This window comes from Sphingomonas sp. P2_B6 (assembly GCF_056404755.1).
Genome location: NZ_JBFUDK010000002.1, coordinates 414,320 through 433,365 on the forward strand (window position 1 = coordinate 414,320; position 19,046 = coordinate 433,365).

A 19,046-nucleotide genomic window follows, 5' to 3' on the forward strand; every position below is an offset into this window, starting at 1 on the left:
GGCAGCCGCGCTATTCGCGACGGCGCTCCGCATAAAGCGGGATGACGGCATCGAGCGCAAAGACGGGCTCAACGCCGAAGAACGAGGTCGCGACGAGTGTCGGCACGGCCTGGACGATCGGCCGGGCCGCGACGCGCACCGTGGCCGGAGCACTCGTCCGGGCCGCGGACGATGCCTCGACCACTGACTGATGCAACCGCACCTCGGGCGCCCGCACGCCGGAAATCGCGCCGGTCAGCGCGCTCAGCAGAGCAGTGAGGATGAGAAGCAGTTCCATCGAGCCGTGCGATGTAGTGAGTCGCGCTGCGGGCGTCCAGCAATTGCTCATGGGGAAAGGCCGTTCAATTCTCGGGCAATACCCAGCGGACGGGCACCGTATAATCGCCAACGGTCGGCACACCGTTTCGATCCCGTGCCGGTTTGAACGTCGCACGTTTCATGAGGATCGAACAGGTCGTCGCGTCCAGGCTAGCCGATCGGCTGCTGGCGAGGATGGTACATGCCATCGGCGAACCCGCGGGATCGATCGCCAGTCTGGCCAGCACTCGCCCCTGCGCTCCTGCGCGGATCGCGTCGCTGGGATAGGCATCAGCGGTGAACCAGCTGCCCGGATTTACCGTTGGTATTGCCTTGGCGCCGGCACGCGCTCGGTCGGGAGGCGGCACCGGCCTTCCCCGTGTCACCAAATTGTCCATGCTCGTCGTTCCCGGATCCCCGATCGAGCCGTCGGGCAAGCGCGGCGTGGTTGGTACGGCCCGGCTTTCTGCCAGTACCGCTTTCCGGTCGGCAACGGCCCGCGCCGATTCCGGCGCCCCTCCGAAGACACCCGGGAGTTTGGAGCCATATTCCTCAATGCCCATCACGATAATGACGACCAGCAAAAGGAGCAGGGCGAAAACGGTCGCCATCACCACCAGGGTGACTGTCCTGCCTTGTCCGATCATCACCTCGCCTCCATCGCCGCCCCGGCGATGATACCGCCAAATTGCACGGTCGCCATGGTTTTGGCCGCGATGCCATTTGCCTCGCGCACGGCGCGCCTTATGAGGGCGCGCATGTCCAGCACCCGCTCCCCGCTCGCGCCTGAAGGCTTCCCTGTTTTGCCCGCGATTCCCGGCGTCACACCGCGCATCGCCCGGGCGCGCTACAAGACCTGGGATCGCTGCGACCTGACCTTCGTCACGCTCGATCCGGGCACCGTCGTGGCCGGCGTGCTGACCCAGAGCCGCTGCCCCTCGCCCGAAGTGGAATGGTGCCGCAAGGCACTGGTGCTCGGCCAGGCACGCGCGCTGGTAGTCAATGCCGGCAATTCGAACGCCTTCACCGGCGACCGGGGGCGCGAGGCCGTCGAGAATCTCGTCGCGCGCGTCGCCACGCKGCTCGGTTGCCAGCCTTCGGACGTGTTCGTCGCCTCGACCGGCGTGATCGGCGTGCCGCTGCCGATCGACAAGAGCGAGGCGGGCCTCGACGCTGCCTTCCAGGCCGATCCGTGCAGCTGGGAAGAAGCCGCGGCGACGATCATGACCACCGACACCTTCGCCAAGGCAGCGGTGACGCAGGCCGTGATCGGTGACAGGACGGTCAACCTGGTCGGCATCATCAAGGGATCGGGCATGATCATGCCCGACATGGCGACGATGCTCGGCTTCATCTTCACTGATGCCGCCGTCGAGCCGGGCTTCCTGCAGGCGGCGCTGTCGGACGCGAACGTGAAGAGCTTCTCCTGCATCACGGTCGACAGCGATACCTCGACCAGCGACACGGTGCTTGCCTTTGCAACGGGTGCAGCAGGCAATGCGCCGCTGACTTCCGCAGACGATGCCGGCGCCGACGCCTTCCGCGCCGCGCTGGCCGACCTCTGCCTCCAGCTAGCCCATCTCGTGGTGCGCGACGGCGAGGGCGCGTCGAAGTTCATCACGGTCGAAGTGACCGGTGCCGAGAGCGACCGCAGCGCGCGGGTGATCGCCCTGTCGATCGCCAATTCACCGCTGGTGAAGACCGCCATTGCCGGCGAGGACGCCAATTGGGGCCGCGTCGTCATGGCGGTCGGCAAGGCTGGCGAGCCCGCCGAGCGCGACAAATTGTCGATCCGCTTCGGCGAGACCCAGGTCGCGCGCGATGGCCTGGCGGTGACGGGCTATGACGAGACGCCCGTCGCGGCGCATCTCAAGGGCAGCGAGATCGATATCGGCGTCGATCTCGACCTGGGCGACGGCCGCGCGACGGTTTGGACCTGCGACCTGACGCACGGCTATATCGCGATCAACGCGGATTACCGGAGCTGAACTCTGTTTACCTCCCCTTCCTTCCACGGGGGAGGCCGGGGTCCATTTGGGGGACGATCATGGTTGAGCGCCGCGCTCAATTACCACGACCTCTCCGACTGGACCCCGGCCTCCGCCGGGGAAGGTAGTTTTGAAGGGCCGACGCAATGCTGACCATCTGGGGCCGCCTCAACTCGCACAATGTGAAGAAGGTCGCGTGGTTCGCGGAAGAAGCAGGCCTGGCTTATGTCCGCCACGATGTCGGCGGCCAATTCGGCATGGATGCCGAGTATCTCGCGAGGAACCCCAATGCGATGATCCCGACGATCGAGGATGGCGAGGTGACCCTGTGGGAATCCAACGCGATCCTGCGTTATCTCGCCGCACGCCACGCCCCCGATCGCTTCTGGCCCGCCAGCCCGGCGGCGCGGGCGATGGCCGATCGCTGGATGGACTGGCAGATCGACTATGCCGAGGCCCAGCGCGACGCGTTCCTCGACCTGATCCGCCGGCCCGAGGACCAGCGCGACGAGGACGCGATCAGGCGCTCGGCCGAGGCGTGCGCGAAGAAGATGGCCGTGCTCGACGCGCATCTCGCGCAGAGCCCCTGGCTGTCGGGCGACGCCTTCGGCATCGGAGACGTACCGATGGGCGTCTATGTCCATAGCTGGTTCACCTTGCCCATCGAGCGCCCCGACCTGCCCAATGTGGCGGACTGGTACGAAGGCCTCCAGGCGCGTGCCGGTTACGCCAGCCAGGTAATGATCCCGCTCACCTGAGTCGCCACGCGGCAAGGGCAGGAAGTTCGCTGTTCCTGCGCGATAACAGGGAAATTAACAGGGAATTCCATTTTTTCGGGCCTGAAGTTCGCCAGCTCTACCAAAATATAGATTATTTTACAATCACTTGATTGGGTTTCCCTGTTCCGGATTAACAGGGAATTCCGTCCGCATAACAGCGAAATTCGCGTGCGGGGCGCGCACCATCCACATCGCCATGAGAAAGAGCCGGCCGAAGCAAGGCCGGGCTTCGTCCGACGTCATAGTGGAGACATCGGATCAGGATTTGAATCGATCGATCGCATTGATGGCGCGGAACGCCATGATGATCATCGCTGATGAAAAAAGGGCCGCGCAGCCTCTGCCGCGCGGCCCCGATCCATTTCGACAGCTCAGATCAGGCGAGCTCGCCCTCGAGCCAAGCCTTGATCCGGCCCTTGGGCTCCGCGCCAACCTTGGTCGCGGCCGGGGCGCCGTTCTTGAACAGGATCATCGTCGGGATGCCGCGCACGCCATATTTGCCCGGCGCGTCGGGATTGTCGTCGATGTTCAGCTTGGCGATGGTCACCTGCTCGCCGAGTTCCTCGGAGATCTCCTCCAGGCTCGGGCCGATCATCTTGCAGGGACCACACCATTCAGCCCAGAAATCGACCAGCACCGGCTTGTCGGAGCTGAGGACGTCAGCCTGGAAGCTGTCGTCGGTGATGTGCTTGGTTGCCATGTCGGGAATCTCCTGTGTTGCCGGCAATCTAGGGAGCCCGGCCAAAGCACTCAACCCGGCAGGTCGTAGCTTTGTTGCGTCGGTGCATAGCCGGGCTTGTGCATCGCGAGGAAAGCGTCCGGCACGATCAGCAGTTTTGGCCCATTGGTGTAGAGCAGCGCGGCCTCGATGACGCGGCCGGGAAAGATCACCCCGAGCGCCTCGACATAGGCCGCCATCTGGCGTGCGTGATAGGGCGGGATCTCCTCCGGCGTCAGCGGGATCTGGCGTCCCGTCTTGAAATCGACCACCTGAATCCGCTCGGGCGTCACGCGCAGCCGGTCCACCGTGCCCGATACAACGACGCCGTCGCCGACCACTGCCGCGATCGGCGCTTCCGCCAGCGAGTCAGGACCGAACAGCTCAGCGAAACGGGTGTCTTCAAGGACAGCGAGCACCGTCCGTGCGATATCCGTCCGCGCATTGGCATCGGCGACCCCGCCGACCCGGTCGAGCCAGCGATCCGCCGCGCTCTTGCGCTCGTCAGGCGCCACGGCCGGCAAGCGCTCGAACAGCGCATGGATCAGCTTGCCACGCTCCGCGGCGACGCGCATCGCCGGCGTAGGCGGCGGATCGGCCACCGCATCCTCGCCCAGCGACGACGGCGCCAGCGGGCGCGGCGGCCGCGCTTCGACCGGCGCGCGCTGCTGAGTCCAGGCAGGCAGCGCAGTCTCGTCCTCGACCTCGGCCGCTTTCTTGGTCGAGACAGGCACCGCGCGTTGCGGCACGATCCCGGTGAAGCTCCGCGCTTCCGGCGAAGGCGGCACCTCCAGCGCGGTCATCGCCCGCTCGGCAGCGGCGTACCAGCTCGACGGCGGCGGTTCGCCCCTGGCAAGCGGCCCCAGCGCGCCCGCGATCACCAGCCGTTCCTCCGCGCGTGTCGCCGCGACATAGAAGAGCCGCCAATGCTCCTCCAGCTCGCGCTGGGCATCGGCTTCGAGCACCTCGCCCAAAGGGCCACCGCGCTCACTCGCGCGCGGCCGGAAAATCGGCAGCGCGTTCGCCATGCCCTCCAGTGTCCAGTCGAGCGTGGAGCGCGGCGATTTGGTCGGATCGACCGCCGCGTCGGCCAGGATCACCAGCGGCGCCTGCAAGCCCTTCGCGCCGTGCGCCGTCATCACCCGCACGGCGTCGAGCGGCGCGGAAGGATCGCGCTTGATGTCGACATCGCCGCGATCGAACCAGTCGAGAAAGCGCTGCAGCGAGGGCGTGCCGAGCGATTCGAAATTGAGCGCCGCGTTAAGCAATTCCTCGATCGGATCGCGGGCCTCCTGGCCGAGCCGGCGGATCAGCTTGCGCCGCCCGTCGAGCGGGCCGGACAGCATCTCTTCGAGGAACTGATAGGGGGTGGCGATATCCGCCCGGTCGAGCATCCGGTGCAGCGGATCGAGCGCATCGCGCGGCTGAGTACGCGACAGATGCCGCCACAGGCTGCCGGCCTCGCGTGGGGCTGCCTCCATCAGTCTTTCCTGGCTCCAGCCGATCAGCGGCGAGACGAGCAGGCTGGCGAGCGACAGATCGTCCCCCGGCTGAAGCACGAACCGGATCGCGGCGAGCAGATCCTGCACCGCCAGCGGCGCGTTGAGCCGCAGGCGGTCGACGCCGGCGACCGGCACATTCTCGGCATAAAGCCGCGCGACGATCAGCGAGGCCAGTTCGCCGCGCCGTTTGACCAGGATCATCACATCTTCGGGGCGGAGGGTGCGGCCCTGGCTCTCCAACACCAAAGTGCCGATCCAGGCCTTGATCTGCCTGGCGATCCGGCTGGCGAGCTCACGGGTGGAATCGGCGATCCAGCCTTCCTCATCCTCCTCACTGCCGCCGGCGACGGTGAGCGGCCAGAGCGTGACGGTGCCCGGCCCTTCCACCTCGCTGGCATGCGGCTCGCGCTCGGCGATGGCGCCGAGCCCGGGCTCCGGGATCGCCTCGATCGCCGCATCGACGAATTCGAGCACCGGCCGGGTCGAGCGGAAGCTGTGGGTGAGCGACAGCCGGTCGAAGCGCAGCCCCTCCCCGTCCGGCCCCTGCGCATCCTCGGCCAGCCCGCCGAAATGTCGCTCCGCCGCCTGGAAATAGATCGGGTGCGTGCCCTGGAAGCCGAAGATCGCCTGTTTGTAATCGCCGACCGTGAACAGCGTCCGCAGCCGCTCGTCATGCGCGCCGAGCCCCGCGAAGAATTCGTCGGCGAGCGCGCGGATGATCGACCATTGCTCGGGATTGGTGTCCTGCGCTTCATCGATCAGGATATGCTCGGTCACCTGGTCGAGCTTGAAGCGCACCCATTCACCCATGCCGGGCTGGCCGAGCAGGTCGATCGTCGCGCGGATCAGGTCATCGAAATCGACCCCGCCGACCCGCCGCTTGGCGCGCGCATAGGCGGCGGCGTAATCGCGCCCGACATCGAGCGCGTCCGCGAGCAGATCGGCGTAGACGGCACGCACTCGCAGATCGAGCAGTTCGGCGCACCAGCCATAAAGGCCACCCGCCAGCACCGCATAATCCTCTTCCTGCGGCGCCTGCCCCTTGCCGAAGGAGCGCACATCGCCGTCCGCCTTGGCCCAGACCTTGTGCAGATCGGCCAGCGACGCGGCGCGCTCGGCCACCGGCTTTTCCAGCCAGCCATAGATGACCCCGGCGCGCTCGATCCCGCTCTTGGTACCCCAGCCGCTGTTCATGCCGCCGATCGCGTCGAGTGCTTCGTGATCCACCACATCGTCGCTGCAGGCGCTCAGGATCACGCTCTCGATATCGCCCGTCGGCAAATCGAGCGCACGACGGATGAAGGGCCGCAGACCGTCACCGCGCGGCAGTTCCTCCATCGCGCTCGGCGCACGGGCGCAGGCACGCAGGAAATTCTCCGCCTCGCCCTCGCCCAGCCTTACGCTCAGCCGGCCGATCGTGTCGATCGGCTTGAGCCGGCCGTCGCGATCCGCATCGACCAGCATCTCGGCCAGCGCCTCGCGCGCCAGCACCGCTTCCTCGCGTCCTTCGAGGGGACGAAAGCCGGGCACCAGCCCCGCTTCGACCGGGAACGCCGCGAGCAGGCCCTGGCAGAAGCTGTGGATCGTCTGGATACGCAGGCCGCCGCCCGGCGCATCAAGCACCTTGGCGAACAGGGTACGGGCGTAGGCAATGCGGCGCGGATCGAGATGGTCCTCGCCCAGCGCGAACAGATCCTTTTTCAGGTCGTTCTCGGGCATGCGCACCCAGGCGGCGAGCCGGGCGCTGATCCGCCCCGCCATCTCCGCGGCGCCCGCCTTGGTGAAGGTCAGGCACAGGATCGCACCCGGATCGACGCCGCGCAGCAACAGGCGGAACACGCGCGCTGTCAGCACCTGGGTCTTGCCGGTGCCGGCCGAGGCGGACAGCCAGACATGCGCGTCGGGCGCGCTCGCCGCGGCCTGGTTGCCCTTCAGATGCGGAAAAGGCCGGTTATCCCCGCTCACGGCCATACCATTCATCGCGGCGCATCAGCTGGTCATAGTCGGCATAGGGCGCATATTCGGGGTGAAGCTTGGCGGTGAACGCCTCGCTGCCGGTCAGCCAGGCAGCCACCGCTTCGGTGAAATGATGCGCGGCGAGCGCAGGGAAGTCCTCCGGCCGCACCTTATCCGCCTTGCCCCCCGGATCGACCGGCGAGGTGATGTAACCGAAGCTGTCGTTGCGCTTGCCCAGCGACCAATATTCGAAACCCCGTGCTTCGCCGCTTATGCCCTCGAACCCGCCGCGCTCGGCAATCAGGCCAAGCAACCCGAGCTGCAGGCTGAACCCCGCACGCACCGAGGCCGGCGACGGCGCCTTGCCGGTCTTGTAGTCGATCACCGACAGCGACCCGTCGGGCAGCCGGTCGATCCGGTCGAACTTCCCGGTCAGCGTGACGCCTGCGATGTCGATCTTGCCGTCCTTCTCGACCGCGAGCACCTTGCGGCCCAGCGCCGATCCGCGCGCGATCTCCGCCGCTATCCAGTCGATCGCCTCCATCAGCCGCGGTTGCCATAGCGCGCGCATCATCGGGTGGGTGCGTTCGTCCGCCAGCATCGCCAGCGCGCGCCGGCGCAGCGTATCGGGCGCGCAATCGTCCTCGCGTGCCCAGACTTCGAGGATCTCGTGCACCGCCGTGCCGCGCCATGCCGCGCTGGGGTCGGCGTCGACCGGATCCAGCGACATCAGTCGCAGAATGCGTTTGGCGTAGAAAGCGTAGGGGTCGGCCTTGAGCCGGTCGACATCCGTGACGGCAATGCGCTTCGGCCGCAGGATCGCGGGCGGCGACGGCGCGGGCTGATCCGCCGGCTCGTGCGTATCCGGGCGGTCGAGCGCGCGGGTCCAGCGCTCCAGCGCGCGCGCGCGCTCGAACCGTTCGCCGGCCAGCGCCTGCAACCGCAGCCAGAAGCGCGAGGCAATCGCTGGCTGGCTGGCATCACGGCGCGCGCGCGTGATCAGTGCCTGGGGCGCCCCCAGCGCGCCCGCGAGATCATGCGCCGACACGCCGACACGGCGTTCGAGGCCCGGCAGGCCCAACTCGGCGCGGATGCGCGGTGCCAGCCATGGATCGGGCGCTGGCTGGCCGGGCCAGGTGCCTTCGTTCAGGCCGCCGAGGATCATCAGGTCGGCGGTCTGCAACCGAGCCTCGATCAGACCATAGATCGCCAGGCGCGGGTGACCGCCCTGGGGTGGACGCACCGCCGTCTCATCCATCAGGGTCTTGAGCAGTGGCGCAAGGCTGGCAGGATCGACGCTGGCCGGTCCGGCATCGGCCTCCGCTTCGAGATCGGCGAGCAGTTCGGACGCGGCGCGCCCGGCCGGGCCGCTCCACAGCGCATCGCCGCACAGCGCCTGCGCCGTCTCGCGGAGCGCGGCGACCAGCATCGCCAAAGGCTGCGCATCGCCGTCGAAGACCGCTTCGATGGGCGACAACAGGGCGCGCGCCTCGGGCCACCAGGCCGCCGCTTCGGCGAACAACCGCCGTTCCCGCTCCGATGGATTGGCGAGATGAGAGTCGATCCCCGCCAGCCCCGCCGCTGGCCGCGGCCCGCGCAACACCCGGTCGAGCGCGCGCGCCCCTTCGAGCCATGCGCTACGTCCCTCGCCGAAACGCACCAGCGGATGCTTGAGCAAGGTCAGCAGCGCGAGCGGCGCGAACCGCTGGGTCGCGGCCTCGGCCAGCGCGGTCAGCAAGGTGCCCGAGGGCAGGATCGACAAGGGCCGACCGGCGGAATCGTCGATCTCGATTCCCCAGCGCGCCACATGCGCCGCCACCCTGCGCGCCAGCGCGCGATCCGGCGTTACCAGGGCGGCGGTGCGGCCCGGCATCTCCAAGACTTCGCGCAACGCCAACGCGATCGCCTGCGCTTCCTCGGCCGGTGTCGCCAGTTCGGCCGCGACGATGCCCGAAAGCCGGCGATCCTCCGCCTCGAGCCCGGTCCATTTCCCGGTGAATTCGGCGGGCGCCAGCGCATTGGCAATGGCGCGTCCTCGTGCCGCGGTCGCGTCATGCCCGCCGCCATCGCGCCAGGGCAGGAATTCGTCGCGGTTCACGCCCATCCGCCGGAGCAGCAGCTTCAGATGGAATTGCGGATGAGTCTCGATCGACCGGCGGCGGAACCCGGTGACCGGATCGGGCTCGTGCGGCCCGAGCGCCTGCCACTCCTCCTCGTCCATGCCGGTCGCCAGGTCGGCCAGCACCACCATGCCCCGCGGCAGCTCCGACACGCAGCGCAGCAGCAGCCCCACGGCCGGCGCGGAATCGGTAATGCCGGCGGCACACACGAAGCCGGCCGGCGGTATGTCTTTCCACCGCGCGGCCAGCCGGCGCAGCAAGCGTCCGCGCCGATCGGCGAGGTCGATCCTGCCCAGCCGCTTCAGCTCGCCCGGCCAGCGATCCAGCACGATTCCGAACAACGCCAGCGCCCGACGCCAATGGTCCGACAGCTCCTCGCTGAGTTCCAGGTCGCGCAACTTCGCCGGCGCCACCTCCTCGACCAGCAACTGATCGAGTGTCCGCGCCAGATCGCCCGCCAGCCGCACCGCTTCGGCGGCGTCGACCGGCTGGCCCGTCCGCGCCCGCTCCTCGGCCACCAGCCGCGCCAGGATCATCCGGCGCTGGAGTGGCGGTACCGCAGGCGGCACCGGATCGCTGTCGTCCGCCGGATCGAGCGCTGCGCCCGTGGCTTCGTCCAGTTCGCCGATCGACACCAGCCGCGGCAGCAGCAGCCCGCCCTCGCTTGCGCGCACGAAGGCGTCGGTCATCGCCCGCTTGGCGCGGTTGTTGGGCAGCAGCACCAGCCCGCGCGCGAGCCCCAGCGGTTGTCCGCCGAAGCGCCGGATCAGTCCGGCGGCGAGCGCGTCGGCAAAGGCCCGGTGCGCTGGGATGGTGAAGAGGGCCGGTTTGACGGCCTCAGCCATCAGCGAGGATCGCCTCGGTCTGTACAATCGCGCCCGGCGTGCCGACATCGAACCACAGGCCCTGATGGACAAGGCCGTAAGCGCGGCCGGCGGCGATCGCGCGTTCCCAGAAGATCATCGTCGAGAAGGGTCCCTCCGGCCAGTCCTGGATCACACGCGGCGACAGGATCTGCACCCCGGTATAGACGAACGGCGCGGGCCGCCCGGGCTGGCGACGCTTGGTGATCAGTCCATCGGGCGCGAGATGGAAATCGCCCTGCCCGCCATGATTATACGCCTTGGCGAGCGGCACCATGAGCAGCAGCGCGTCCATCGCCGCATCGTCCCACCGCGCGGCGAGCAGCCTGATCGCGTCGGCCGGTCCATCGACCCAGAGATTGTCGCTGTTGACGACGAGGAACGGCTTGTCGCCGATCAGGTCGCGTGCCTGAACGATGCCGCCGCCTGTCTCCATCAGCTTGCCCCGCTCATCGGATACGGCGATTTCAATGCCTTTGACCCGATTCATCAGATGCGCTTCGAGCGCATCGGCGAGATAATGGACATTGACCACGGCGCGCTTCACCCCGGCGCTGCGCAGCCGGTTGAACACATGATCGATCAGCGGCTTGCCCGCCACCTCGACCAGCGGCTTGGGTCGCGTCGCGGTCAACGGGCGCATGCGCTTGCCCAGGCCCGCCGCCATCACCATCGCGGTTTCGGGAACGTCGCCGCCGGGGTCGGGGCGGATCGCTAAAGTTCGCTTGGTCGTCATTGGCCGGAAATCACCATCGGGTCGCCGCGCCTGTCGGCAGGGATGTTGGCGTCGAACCACGTCTTGACCGGTGCCAGCGCCGGATGCGCCAGGTCGCGATCGAGATAGCGCCAGACGCGCGGGCACAGCGCCGAATAGCGCAGCTTGCCGTCGCGCTTCCACAGCCGGGTGAAGATGCCGACGATCTTCGCGTTCCGCTGCGCGCCCAGGACATGATAGGCGATGTCGAAATCCTCCCCGGCGCCGGTGATCCGCTTGTACCGCGCAAGCATGACGCTTTCGAGCGCCGGATCCACATCGCGCCGCGCGTCCTGCAACAACGAGACCAAGTCATAGGCGGGATGGCCGGCCAGCGCATCCTGGAAGTCGAGCAGGCCGAGCGTGTCGGTCCCACCGATCAGCATCAGATTTTCGGCATGATAATCGCGCAGCACCGTCACGACCGGCCCGGCGAGCGCCGCGTCGAACACCTTGTCCCACGCTGCGTCGTAGCCCGCCTGATCGGCCTCTATGCCGACCGCCGGGCAATACCATTCGGTCAGCAGATTAGCCTCGCGGTGAAGCACCGGACGGTCATAAGGCGCCAGCGGCCCGGCCTCGTGCTGGTGAAGCCGGATCAGGATATCGATCGCGGCCTCGTACAGGCCGGTCGCGCGCCCGGCCTGCGCGTCGACCGTTTCGCGCATCCGGATGTCGCCGAAATCGTCGAGCAGGACCAGGCCCCGGTCGAGGTCGACGCCGTGGATCGCCGGTGCGGCGAACCCCCGTTCGCCCAGCCATCGCGCGACGTCGATAAAGGGGCGCGGATCTTCCTGTGGCGGCGGCGCATCCATCAGGATCGCGCTGCGATCGCCCGCGACGACGCGAAAATACCGGCGGAACGAGGCGTCGCCCGCCACGGGGAGGATGTCAGCCCCTTCCCAGCCATTCGCCGCGAGGAAATCGGCCGCGGCGGCCGGCGGAGTCATATCTGCTGCCATCGCGCCCTCCAAGCCGCCGGCACCCCGGCTGTCAAGGCGCGGGTGCCATCGGGCTCGATCGTCAGGCTCAGTGCCAGCGCCTCGGGCCACATGCCGGGCGCACGTTCGGGCCATTCGACGATCAGCAGCGAATCGGACAGCGCCTCGTCGAGCCCGAGCTCCTCGATCTCGTCCGGGTCGTCGATCCGGTAGAGATCGACATGCAGCACCGGGAACCGCACCTCGGGCGGCACATAGGGCTGCACGATCGCGAAGCTCGGGCTCGGCGCCTCGCCCTCAAGCCCCAAAGCCGCCAGCAACCCACGCGCGATGCTCGTCTTTCCGGCACCGAGCGGACCGGTCAGCGCGATGACATCGCCCGGTCCGGCGAGTTCGGCGAGACGCGCGCCAAGCGCCTCGGTCGCGGCGGGGTCGGCAAGCGTTATCGCCATTTCAGTAGCCGATCATCAGCATGTCGAGCGCACCCATGATGGCGTCGTGTTCCCGATCGAGCGTTCCGACCCGATTGCCGATGAGATTCTTCCCGATGGCGGACGCATACTGCGTCATCATCACGACCCGTTGCCCTTCAACGTCGAAAATTGGATTGAGCCGGCCCGCCGGCTTGGGCGCATCCTCGAACACGAACAGGGGCACGGTGAAGCGCGTATCGAGATTCCGGAGCAGGTCGGATTGGCAATCCAGTAGGTATCCGCGCGCGCCGTGCCGTTGATAGATATCGAATCGGGCCATCAGAAGAGGCGGTATTTCTCGAGTGGCAAGCCGTGTTCGGCGACATAAGCGTTTGAGGCCTCGATCGCCTCGCGATTTTCCTCGAGCCAGCGCCGCCCGCGCTCTTCGGAAATCTGTTTCGCCAGCCCCTCTTCGCAAGCGCGCGAAATGTTGATGCCCAGTTCCCTGGCATCCTCGATCATCGCGGCATCGAGCGAAACATTAGTGGGTCGCCGAAACGGCGCCTTCGTTTCACGGACGGTAGATCGCGTCATGGACAGCCTCCATTCTATGCGCATATAGTATGCGCATAACCACGCACATTCAAGCTAGCGCCGCGGCAATGTGACAGTGATAAAAGTCCCTTCGCCCGGCTCCGATACCAGGTCGATCGTCCCGCCATGCGCCTCGACAAACTGCTTGGCGAGCGGCAAGCCGAGCCCCAGCGACCGCTCGCCGCCGGGTGAGACCCCCGGCTCCGCGAAGCGATCGAACGCATGCGCGACCGCCTCGGGCGTCATTCCAGCCCCGTCGTCCGACACCACGATCCGCGCCGCCGCCGCAGTGCCATCGAGATGGAGCAGGATACGGCCGCCCTCCGCGGTGCCGCCAATGGCGTGCCTCAGCAAATGCTCCACGACCTGGCGCAAGCGCTTTGCATCGCCCTTTACGGTGCCGGCAGAGGGTAAAATCTCGACCGCAAAATCGAGCTGCTTGCGCGCGGCCAGGGGCTCGACCGCCGCCGCGGCCTCGCGCGCGACGCCGTCCAGATCGACCTCGATCATCTCCAGCACGGGCGTGCGCCCCTCATTCTGGGTGAGATCGAGCACCTCGTCGACGAAGAAGCCGAGCCGTTCTACCGATTCGAGGATCGCCGCGACATAGTCATGCGCATCCTTGTTCAGCTTGCCGGCATAGCCCTCGGCCAGCATCTCGGCGAAGCCGCTGATCGACGTGATCGGAGTACGCAACTCATAGCTCATATTGGCCACGAACGCGGTCTTGACCCGGTCGGCCGCTTCCAATGCCTCGTTGCGATCGCGCAGCACGCGTTCGATCCGGCGGCCGTCCGAGATATCGAGCATCGTGAACAAGCCGTTGCCGTCAGGCAGCGGCACCGCGGCCAGCTCGAAGAAGCGCCCGTCGGCGAATTCGAGCTCGCCGCCGCGCTGCTGCCGTTCGACGGTCGCCGCCCGCACCAGATCGCCGATCAGCGAGGCGCGCCTCGGCTTGGCGAGTTGCCGCGCCGCGGCCTCCGCCAGTTTGTCCACGCCGGGATGGCTGGTCAGGAATTCCTCGTCGAAACCCCAGAGCGCGCGGAACTTGTTGTTCCACAACTGCAGCCGCCCGTCCGCGGCGAACACGCCCAGCGCTTCGTAGAGATTGTCGAATGTCGCGGTGCGCACCCGCAGCAGCGTATCGCGCGCGCTGGCGAGCTGGACCTGCTCGGTGCGGTCCTCGAAGATCAGCAACAGGCCCCCATCGGGCAAGGGCTGCGCCACGACACGCAGATGCACGCCGCCCGGCAGATGCCAATGCTCCTCGATCGCACCGTCCGCCTCGAGGAACCAGTCCCGCCGCTCCGCCTTCCAGCCCGGGAAGTCCCGTACCTCCGGCAAGCGGTTCGCTTCGCGCATGCGCTCGAGCACCCGGTCGAATTCCGGCCGGTCCGCGAGCCACTCGCTGTTGATCGCGAACAGCCGGCGGAAGGGCTGGTTGCAAAAGGCGAGCGTTCGATCAGCGCCGAACTGAACCACGCCGGCGGACAGCCGGTCGAGCAACGCGCGTTGCGCCTCCGCGAAGCGCTTGATGCCGCTTCGCGCCTGCTCCAGCTCCTCGATATCGACGGCAAAGCCCGCCACGCCACCGGTCGGCAAGGGCACGTCGTAAACGCACAGCATCCGCCGCATGGTCCGGATCGTCGCGGGCATGCTCTGCATTTGCGGCTTGCCCGTATCGCGCGCGACCACCGCGTTCGCCAGCGGTCCGCCGATGCCGGATCCCTCGACCAGCTCCACGCCGCGCCGGATGACGTCCGCGGCATCGGGTGCTTCGACTGCCTCGACATAGGCGGAATTGACCATTGCCAGGCGCAGGTCGGGCCCGCGATACCACATCGGCAGCGGTGCCGCTTCGATGAGCCCGGTCAAGGCATCGAAGGCGGCGCGTGCGTCCGCCCGCTCCGCGTCGAGCCTGGCGATCTCCGCCTCGCTCTCCGTCGCATCGAATATCCAGAGCACGACGCCGCCCGGCGCCTGCAGGTCGCGCGGCGCCCTTTGGCCCTTGATCATCAACGCGCGCGACGATCCACGCGCGCGGATCGACCGCGAAAAGCTGCGTCCGGACTTTTGCGCCGCCGCGACGTCAGCGGCGATGGCATGTGCGTCCTCCGGAGTCAGGCCGCCGTCCTGACCGGCCAGATCGTCGAGATAGCGGGGCATCGGCGACAGGCCGAGCCAGCCTGCCAGTCGATCCGACAATTCCAGCCGGCCATCGGCCCGCACGATCATGGCAAGGGCAGGAGCAGAGCCGAGCAGCGCCTCGAGCCGGGCATTCGCCGCGACGACCTCCGCGGCATCGCGGCGCGCCTTCAATCCCAGGTAGAGCAGCAAAACGGCTCCGCCGATGAACAGCGCCATGACGACGCCGGCAATGACCATGGAAGGGACCATGGAAGACGCGCTATCGTTCACACCGTTCCTCGCGTGACTGCGCCTTGCCTGTGCCGCCCGAATTCATGTTCGATCCTTACGGCAATCCACCGACAATAAGGAAGCGCTCGGACCACAAAAAGGCCCGATCATCGGCCGGGCCTTTTCGTGCTCGCGTTCGGGAGCGATCAGAACTTCGGTAGATTCACTTTCACGCCGGCATAGAGGAACCGGCCGACGGAGCTTACAGGATAGGTGGTGGTACCGATGTCGGGCTTTTGTCCGAACACGTTGTTCACGCCGACATAGAATTGCATCCCGCCCTTCACATCGACGCTCGCGAAGATGTCATGCTGCCAATGCTCCTTCACATAGACATATTTCGGATCGACGATGTCGGTATTCGTTGCCATCTCCTGGTTGGTGAAGCGGAGTGTCTTGTCGAACCACAGCAAGCCGTAGTTAACCGTGAACGCACCTAGCTTCCATGTCAGGTCGGCATTGACCGTGTATTTCGGCGCGAAGGCCTCGCGGCGCTCATTGGTGACCGGAGCGCCGGGCGAGCTGACGAACTCCAGCCGGTCCAGGTAATTGGCCATGACATTCAGATTGAAGGTGCCGACCTTGGCCGTCTCCATCCGATAGCTCACATTGAGATCCAGCCCTGCGGTGCGGAACTGCGCGACGTTGAACGGACGCAGCGTGAAGTCGACGATATTGCCCGGATCCGCCGTACCCGCGGCGCCGTTCTGGCGAACGATGCCCGCGCAATATTGGTTGGCGAGCGTCGGCTGGTCGACACACAGCCCGGCCAGTTCAGACGCCGTCGCGGTGTTGATCGCGCCCTTCAGCTTGATGTCATACCAGTCCGCGCGGATCGACAGGCCCGGCACGAAGCGCGGTTGCAGGATCACACCCGCCGTCCAGGTTGTCGCCTCTTCCTCGCTGAGATCGGGATTGCCGCTCTGGAGGCCGGGAATATTGGTCGACCGGAAATCGCGATACGTGCTCGGATCCGTCACGCCAAGCGATGTCAGCAACGCCTGGCAGTTTGCCGCGCGATACTGGGTCCCGTTCTGGATCTGGTTGGTGTTACAGGGATCGGTGATGAAATTGAACGTCTGGGACTGACCGGCAAACAGCTCGCCGATGTTCGGCGCGCGAACCGCCTTCGAATAGGTGCCGGTAAGGGTGAGGTCACGGACGGGCGCCCAGGCGCCGTCGACCTTCCAGGTCGTCGTGTTCCCGATCGTCGAATAATCGGAGAAGCGCACCGCAGCGCCAACCTCGAACCGATGGGCGAACGGCAGGTCCTTCAGTAGCGGCACCCGCAATTCGCCGAATCCTTCCTTGACCTCATATTTGCCGGTGTCGTTCGACAGGGAGTTGGTGAAGGTCAGCCCTTGCGCGGCGAGTGGGTCGGCAGTGAAGCTGCTCGTTTCCCGGCGATATTCGCCGCCGACCGCGAACCCGACCGGGCCGCCGGGCAGCGAGAAGAATTGCCCGAAATCGCCCGAAATCGACCCGGAAATCACTTGCTGCTCCAGACGTGCGCGATCGACCGTGTTGGCGCGGATGAATTCCAGCGCCGCCTGGGATGGTGCCCCCTCGCCGAACAGGTTCAGCGGCACGCACTGGCCGGGGCTGAACGTGGTGGGCGAAAAAACGTCACGCGTGTAGTTATACGGTTGATCAGGCGTCCAGCTCGAGTCGAGGTTCACGCGGCAGGTGGGCTGGCCGTTGGCTGGGTTGGTCACGACATCGATGGCGGCGTAGTAACGATCGTCCAGAATATCGTTGACATATTTGCTTCGAATATCGGTACGCCCCCAAGTGTATGACAATTCGTAATTGGCGTGCTCGCTGATGTCGCCGCGGGCACCGACGACAAAACGATAGGTCTCGCGCGTGATATCCTCACCGCGCTGCCCGAAATCGAAATTGTCGCGATTGACCAGCACGCCTCCATTGCCGAGCGCGGCAATTTGTGGGCGCAAGGCCGCAGGGATATAGGGATTGTCTTCGGGGATCAGCAGATAATAGTCGAACGTGGGCTGAGCGAGCGAAAAGCTGCGGATGTTCGCATATTTCCCTTCCGCGAACAGCGTCAGCGCGGGCGCGACGTCGAAATGCGTGATCGCATTGACCACATGCCGCCTGATCTGCGGCAACAGATCGTTGCCATAATCCGATACGAGGGTCGCGTTCCCGCCCTGCTGATAGAAATCCGGCACGAAAGTACCCGGGTCAAACTGAGTCAGTCCACCACCCGTACCGACGAAATAGTCCGGGAACCCGTCGAAATCGAGGTCGATGCCGCCCTGCCGGTTGGTATCGAAATAGCGAATGTTGTTGAGTGGGATATTGTCGGGAATCCCGTTGTCCGCAGGTCCGGTATAGCCGCCCTGGTTCTCGGGGTCGTCTGGATTGAGGTAGAAGGCGACCCGGTTCGTACCGGAAAGGCGCTTTCGGTTTCTGGTCTCGAGCCGATCCTCTTCGGCATATTCATAGGCGATCGCGAGATTACCGCGGCCTTCGGCGAAATTCTTGCCCGCGGTCACTGAAATGAAGCGTTTGCCGGCGTCACCATATTCGGAGATTCCGGCTTGAGCGTGCGCGGAGACGCCCTCGAAATTCTTCTTGGTAATGAAATTGACCACGCCGGTCACACCGTCGGCACCGTAGATTGCCGAGGCGCCGCCCGTCAGAATCTCGACTCGCTCGACAAGGTCGTTAGGAATGGTGCTGATGTCGATCGCCTGGCTGCCGGGAAGCGCCGCGACATGACGGCGACCGTCGACCAGGACAAGCGTTCGCTCCGTACCTAGGTTGCGCAGGTTCAGCAGGTTGAGGCCAGTCGCTCCGATGCCTGCATCGTCACCCGAATTGTCGGCTGAAGTGGAGGAACCTTGCAAGGCGGGATAGCCGGTCAGGAAATCGGTAAGGTTCGTCGATCCCGATTGCTGAATCTGGGCCGCGCCGATCGACAGAACCGGGTTCGGCGTGTCGAAATCGGGTCGGCGAATGCGCGATCCCGTGACGACGACATCGTTGGTGCCGTCATCCGCGGCTTGCGCTGTGTCGGCAGCAACGCTTTCCTGCGGGTCGGTCAGCGGCGGCGTCTGCGCCAGGGCGGGCGACGAGAGGCTGGCGAGCGCCAGGGCGAAGAGCGAAGCACTGAGCGAAAGGCCGGCACCGCATTTTGGCGTGCGAGTGGACATAAAGACCCCTTTTGTCTTTCGCCCCCCGGCCCCTTCAAATCATGACAAAATGTTCAGATAGACAACCCCAAGGCGGTGGCAGTTCACGACATTCGCGACGCTATGTTGCAACCTTGCAACAAAAGGCCGCGCCTGCTCCGAGGGCAGGCGCGGCCGGATTTCAGCAATTAAACGCTGAATGTCCTAGTAGCGGTAATGGTCCGGCTTGAACGGGCCCTCGACGGGCACGCCGATATAGCCGGCCTGCTTTGCGGTGAGCGTCGACAGCTTCACGCCGAGCTTTTCGAGGTGCAGCGCCGCGACCTTCTCGTCGAGATGCTTCGGCAGGACGTACACGTCGTTCTTGTAGTTCTCGCCCTTGGTGAAGAGCTCGATCTGCGCCAGCGTCTGGTTGGTGAAGCTGGCCGACATGACGAACGACGGGTGGCCGGTCGCGCAGCCCAGATTCACCAGGCGGCCCTTGGCCAGCACGATGATCTGCTTGCCGTCCGGGAACTTGACCAGGTCGGTGCCCGGCTTCACTT

Annotated in this window: 15 protein-coding genes; 2 read left to right on the top strand and 13 right to left on the bottom strand. The window is 66.2% G+C overall.

The window, feature by feature from the left end; genetic code table 11:
* Positions 1-10 precede the first annotated feature (10 nt).
* A complete protein-coding gene (locus AC1DX5_RS04410) occupies positions 11-277 on the bottom strand; it encodes a hypothetical protein (protein ID WP_465176795.1) in 267 nt (88 codons plus the stop codon).
* Between the two features lie 64 nt (positions 278-341).
* The gene (locus tag AC1DX5_RS04415; protein WP_478014349.1) at positions 342-944 is read right to left on the bottom strand and encodes an energy transducer TonB; all 603 of its coding nucleotides are present in this window, start codon (positions 942-944) and stop codon (positions 342-344) included.
* 111 nt (positions 945-1,055) lie between these two features.
* On the opposite strand from AC1DX5_RS04415, the gene argJ reads away from it, so the two are divergent.
* Complete coding sequence (gene argJ, locus AC1DX5_RS04420; RefSeq protein ID WP_478014332.1) at positions 1,056-2,285, top strand: bifunctional glutamate N-acetyltransferase/amino-acid acetyltransferase ArgJ; 1,230 nt, start codon at positions 1,056-1,058, stop codon at positions 2,283-2,285.
* 146 nt (positions 2,286-2,431) lie between these two features.
* Entirely contained in the window at positions 2,432-3,043 is a 612-nt protein-coding gene (locus tag AC1DX5_RS04425) for a glutathione S-transferase family protein (protein WP_478014333.1), read from the top strand.
* A gap of 397 nt (positions 3,044-3,440) precedes the next feature.
* Here the strand turns inward: AC1DX5_RS04425 and trxA are convergent, their stop codons facing one another.
* The 11 genes from trxA to AC1DX5_RS04480 all read right to left on the bottom strand — a co-directional run.
* Positions 3,441-3,764, bottom strand: coding sequence for a thioredoxin TrxA (gene trxA, locus AC1DX5_RS04430; RefSeq protein WP_465176798.1), 324 nt, complete (start codon positions 3,762-3,764; stop codon positions 3,441-3,443).
* Positions 3,765-3,814: 50 nt separating this feature from the next.
* The gene (gene addA, locus AC1DX5_RS04435) at positions 3,815-7,255 is read right to left on the bottom strand and encodes a double-strand break repair helicase AddA (RefSeq protein WP_478014350.1); all 3,441 of its coding nucleotides are present in this window, start codon (positions 7,253-7,255) and stop codon (positions 3,815-3,817) included.
* Positions 7,236-10,205, bottom strand: a complete 2,970-nt coding sequence (gene addB, locus AC1DX5_RS04440; RefSeq protein ID WP_478014334.1) for a double-strand break repair protein AddB — start codon at positions 10,203-10,205, stop codon at positions 7,236-7,238. Before addB ends, addA begins: the two co-directional genes overlap by 20 nt.
* Positions 10,198-10,959 (bottom strand): nucleotidyltransferase family protein, encoded by a 762-nt coding sequence (locus AC1DX5_RS04445; protein ID WP_465173480.1) that lies wholly within the window; start codon positions 10,957-10,959, stop codon positions 10,198-10,200. Before AC1DX5_RS04445 ends, addB begins: the two co-directional genes overlap by 8 nt.
* Complete coding sequence (locus tag AC1DX5_RS04450) at positions 10,956-11,927, bottom strand: aminoglycoside phosphotransferase family protein (RefSeq protein ID WP_478014351.1); 972 nt, start codon at positions 11,925-11,927, stop codon at positions 10,956-10,958. Before AC1DX5_RS04450 ends, AC1DX5_RS04445 begins: the two co-directional genes overlap by 4 nt.
* A complete protein-coding gene (gene tsaE, locus AC1DX5_RS04455; protein ID WP_478014335.1) occupies positions 11,924-12,370 on the bottom strand; it encodes a tRNA (adenosine(37)-N6)-threonylcarbamoyltransferase complex ATPase subunit type 1 TsaE in 447 nt (148 codons plus the stop codon). The genes AC1DX5_RS04450 and tsaE overlap by 4 nt, the downstream gene beginning before the upstream one ends.
* Position 12,371: 1 nt before the next feature.
* Positions 12,372-12,671 (bottom strand): CcdB family protein, encoded by a 300-nt coding sequence (locus AC1DX5_RS04460; protein WP_478014336.1) that lies wholly within the window; start codon positions 12,669-12,671, stop codon positions 12,372-12,374.
* On the bottom strand, positions 12,671-12,949 hold the full coding sequence (locus AC1DX5_RS04465) for a type II toxin-antitoxin system CcdA family antitoxin (protein WP_478014337.1): 279 nt from the start codon (positions 12,947-12,949) through the stop codon (positions 12,671-12,673). The genes AC1DX5_RS04460 and AC1DX5_RS04465 overlap by 1 nt, the downstream gene beginning before the upstream one ends.
* A 30-nt stretch (positions 12,950-12,979) precedes the next feature.
* Positions 12,980-15,322, bottom strand: coding sequence for a sensor histidine kinase (locus AC1DX5_RS04470; RefSeq protein WP_478014338.1), 2,343 nt, complete (start codon positions 15,320-15,322; stop codon positions 12,980-12,982).
* 167 nt (positions 15,323-15,489) lie between these two features.
* Positions 15,490-18,522 carry a TonB-dependent receptor plug domain-containing protein gene (locus AC1DX5_RS04475; protein ID WP_478014339.1) on the bottom strand — a complete coding sequence of 1,011 codons (3,033 nt, stop codon included), beginning with the start codon at positions 18,520-18,522 and terminating at the stop codon, positions 15,490-15,492.
* Positions 18,523-18,705: 183 nt separating this feature from the next.
* The coding region (locus AC1DX5_RS04480; RefSeq protein WP_478014340.1) for an adenosylhomocysteinase at positions 18,706-19,046 on the bottom strand (341 nt) is incomplete at its 5' end.

Excerpts from the sequence above, each read along its gene's own strand:
- AC1DX5_RS04410 (WP_465176795.1), bottom strand. The coding sequence starts at position 277 with ATGGAACTGCTTCTCATCCTCACTGCTCTGCTGAGCGCGCTGACCGGC.
- AC1DX5_RS04415 (WP_478014349.1), bottom strand. The coding sequence starts at position 944 with ATGATCGGACAAGGCAGGACAGTCACCCTGGTGGTGATGGCGACCGTT.
- AC1DX5_RS04425 (WP_478014333.1), top strand. The coding sequence starts at position 2,432 with ATGCTGACCATCTGGGGCCGCCTCAACTCGCACAATGTGAAGAAGGTC.
- trxA (WP_465176798.1), bottom strand. The coding sequence starts at position 3,764 with ATGGCAACCAAGCACATCACCGACGACAGCTTCCAGGCTGACGTCCTC.
- addA (WP_478014350.1), bottom strand. The coding sequence starts at position 7,255 with ATGGCCGTGAGCGGGGATAACCGGCCTTTTCCGCATCTGAAGGGCAAC.
- addB (WP_478014334.1), bottom strand. The coding sequence starts at position 10,205 with ATGGCTGAGGCCGTCAAACCGGCCCTCTTCACCATCCCAGCGCACCGG.
- AC1DX5_RS04445 (WP_465173480.1), bottom strand. The coding sequence starts at position 10,959 with ATGACGACCAAGCGAACTTTAGCGATCCGCCCCGACCCCGGCGGCGAC.
- AC1DX5_RS04450 (WP_478014351.1), bottom strand. The coding sequence starts at position 11,927 with ATGACTCCGCCGGCCGCCGCGGCCGATTTCCTCGCGGCGAATGGCTGG.
- tsaE (WP_478014335.1), bottom strand. The coding sequence starts at position 12,370 with ATGGCGATAACGCTTGCCGACCCCGCCGCGACCGAGGCGCTTGGCGCG.
- AC1DX5_RS04460 (WP_478014336.1), bottom strand. The coding sequence starts at position 12,671 with ATGGCCCGATTCGATATCTATCAACGGCACGGCGCGCGCGGATACCTA.
- AC1DX5_RS04465 (WP_478014337.1), bottom strand. The coding sequence starts at position 12,949 with ATGCGCATAGAATGGAGGCTGTCCATGACGCGATCTACCGTCCGTGAA.
- AC1DX5_RS04470 (WP_478014338.1), bottom strand. The coding sequence starts at position 15,322 with ATGGTCCCTTCCATGGTCATTGCCGGCGTCGTCATGGCGCTGTTCATC.
- AC1DX5_RS04475 (WP_478014339.1), bottom strand. The coding sequence starts at position 18,522 with ATGTCCACTCGCACGCCAAAATGCGGTGCCGGCCTTTCGCTCAGTGCT.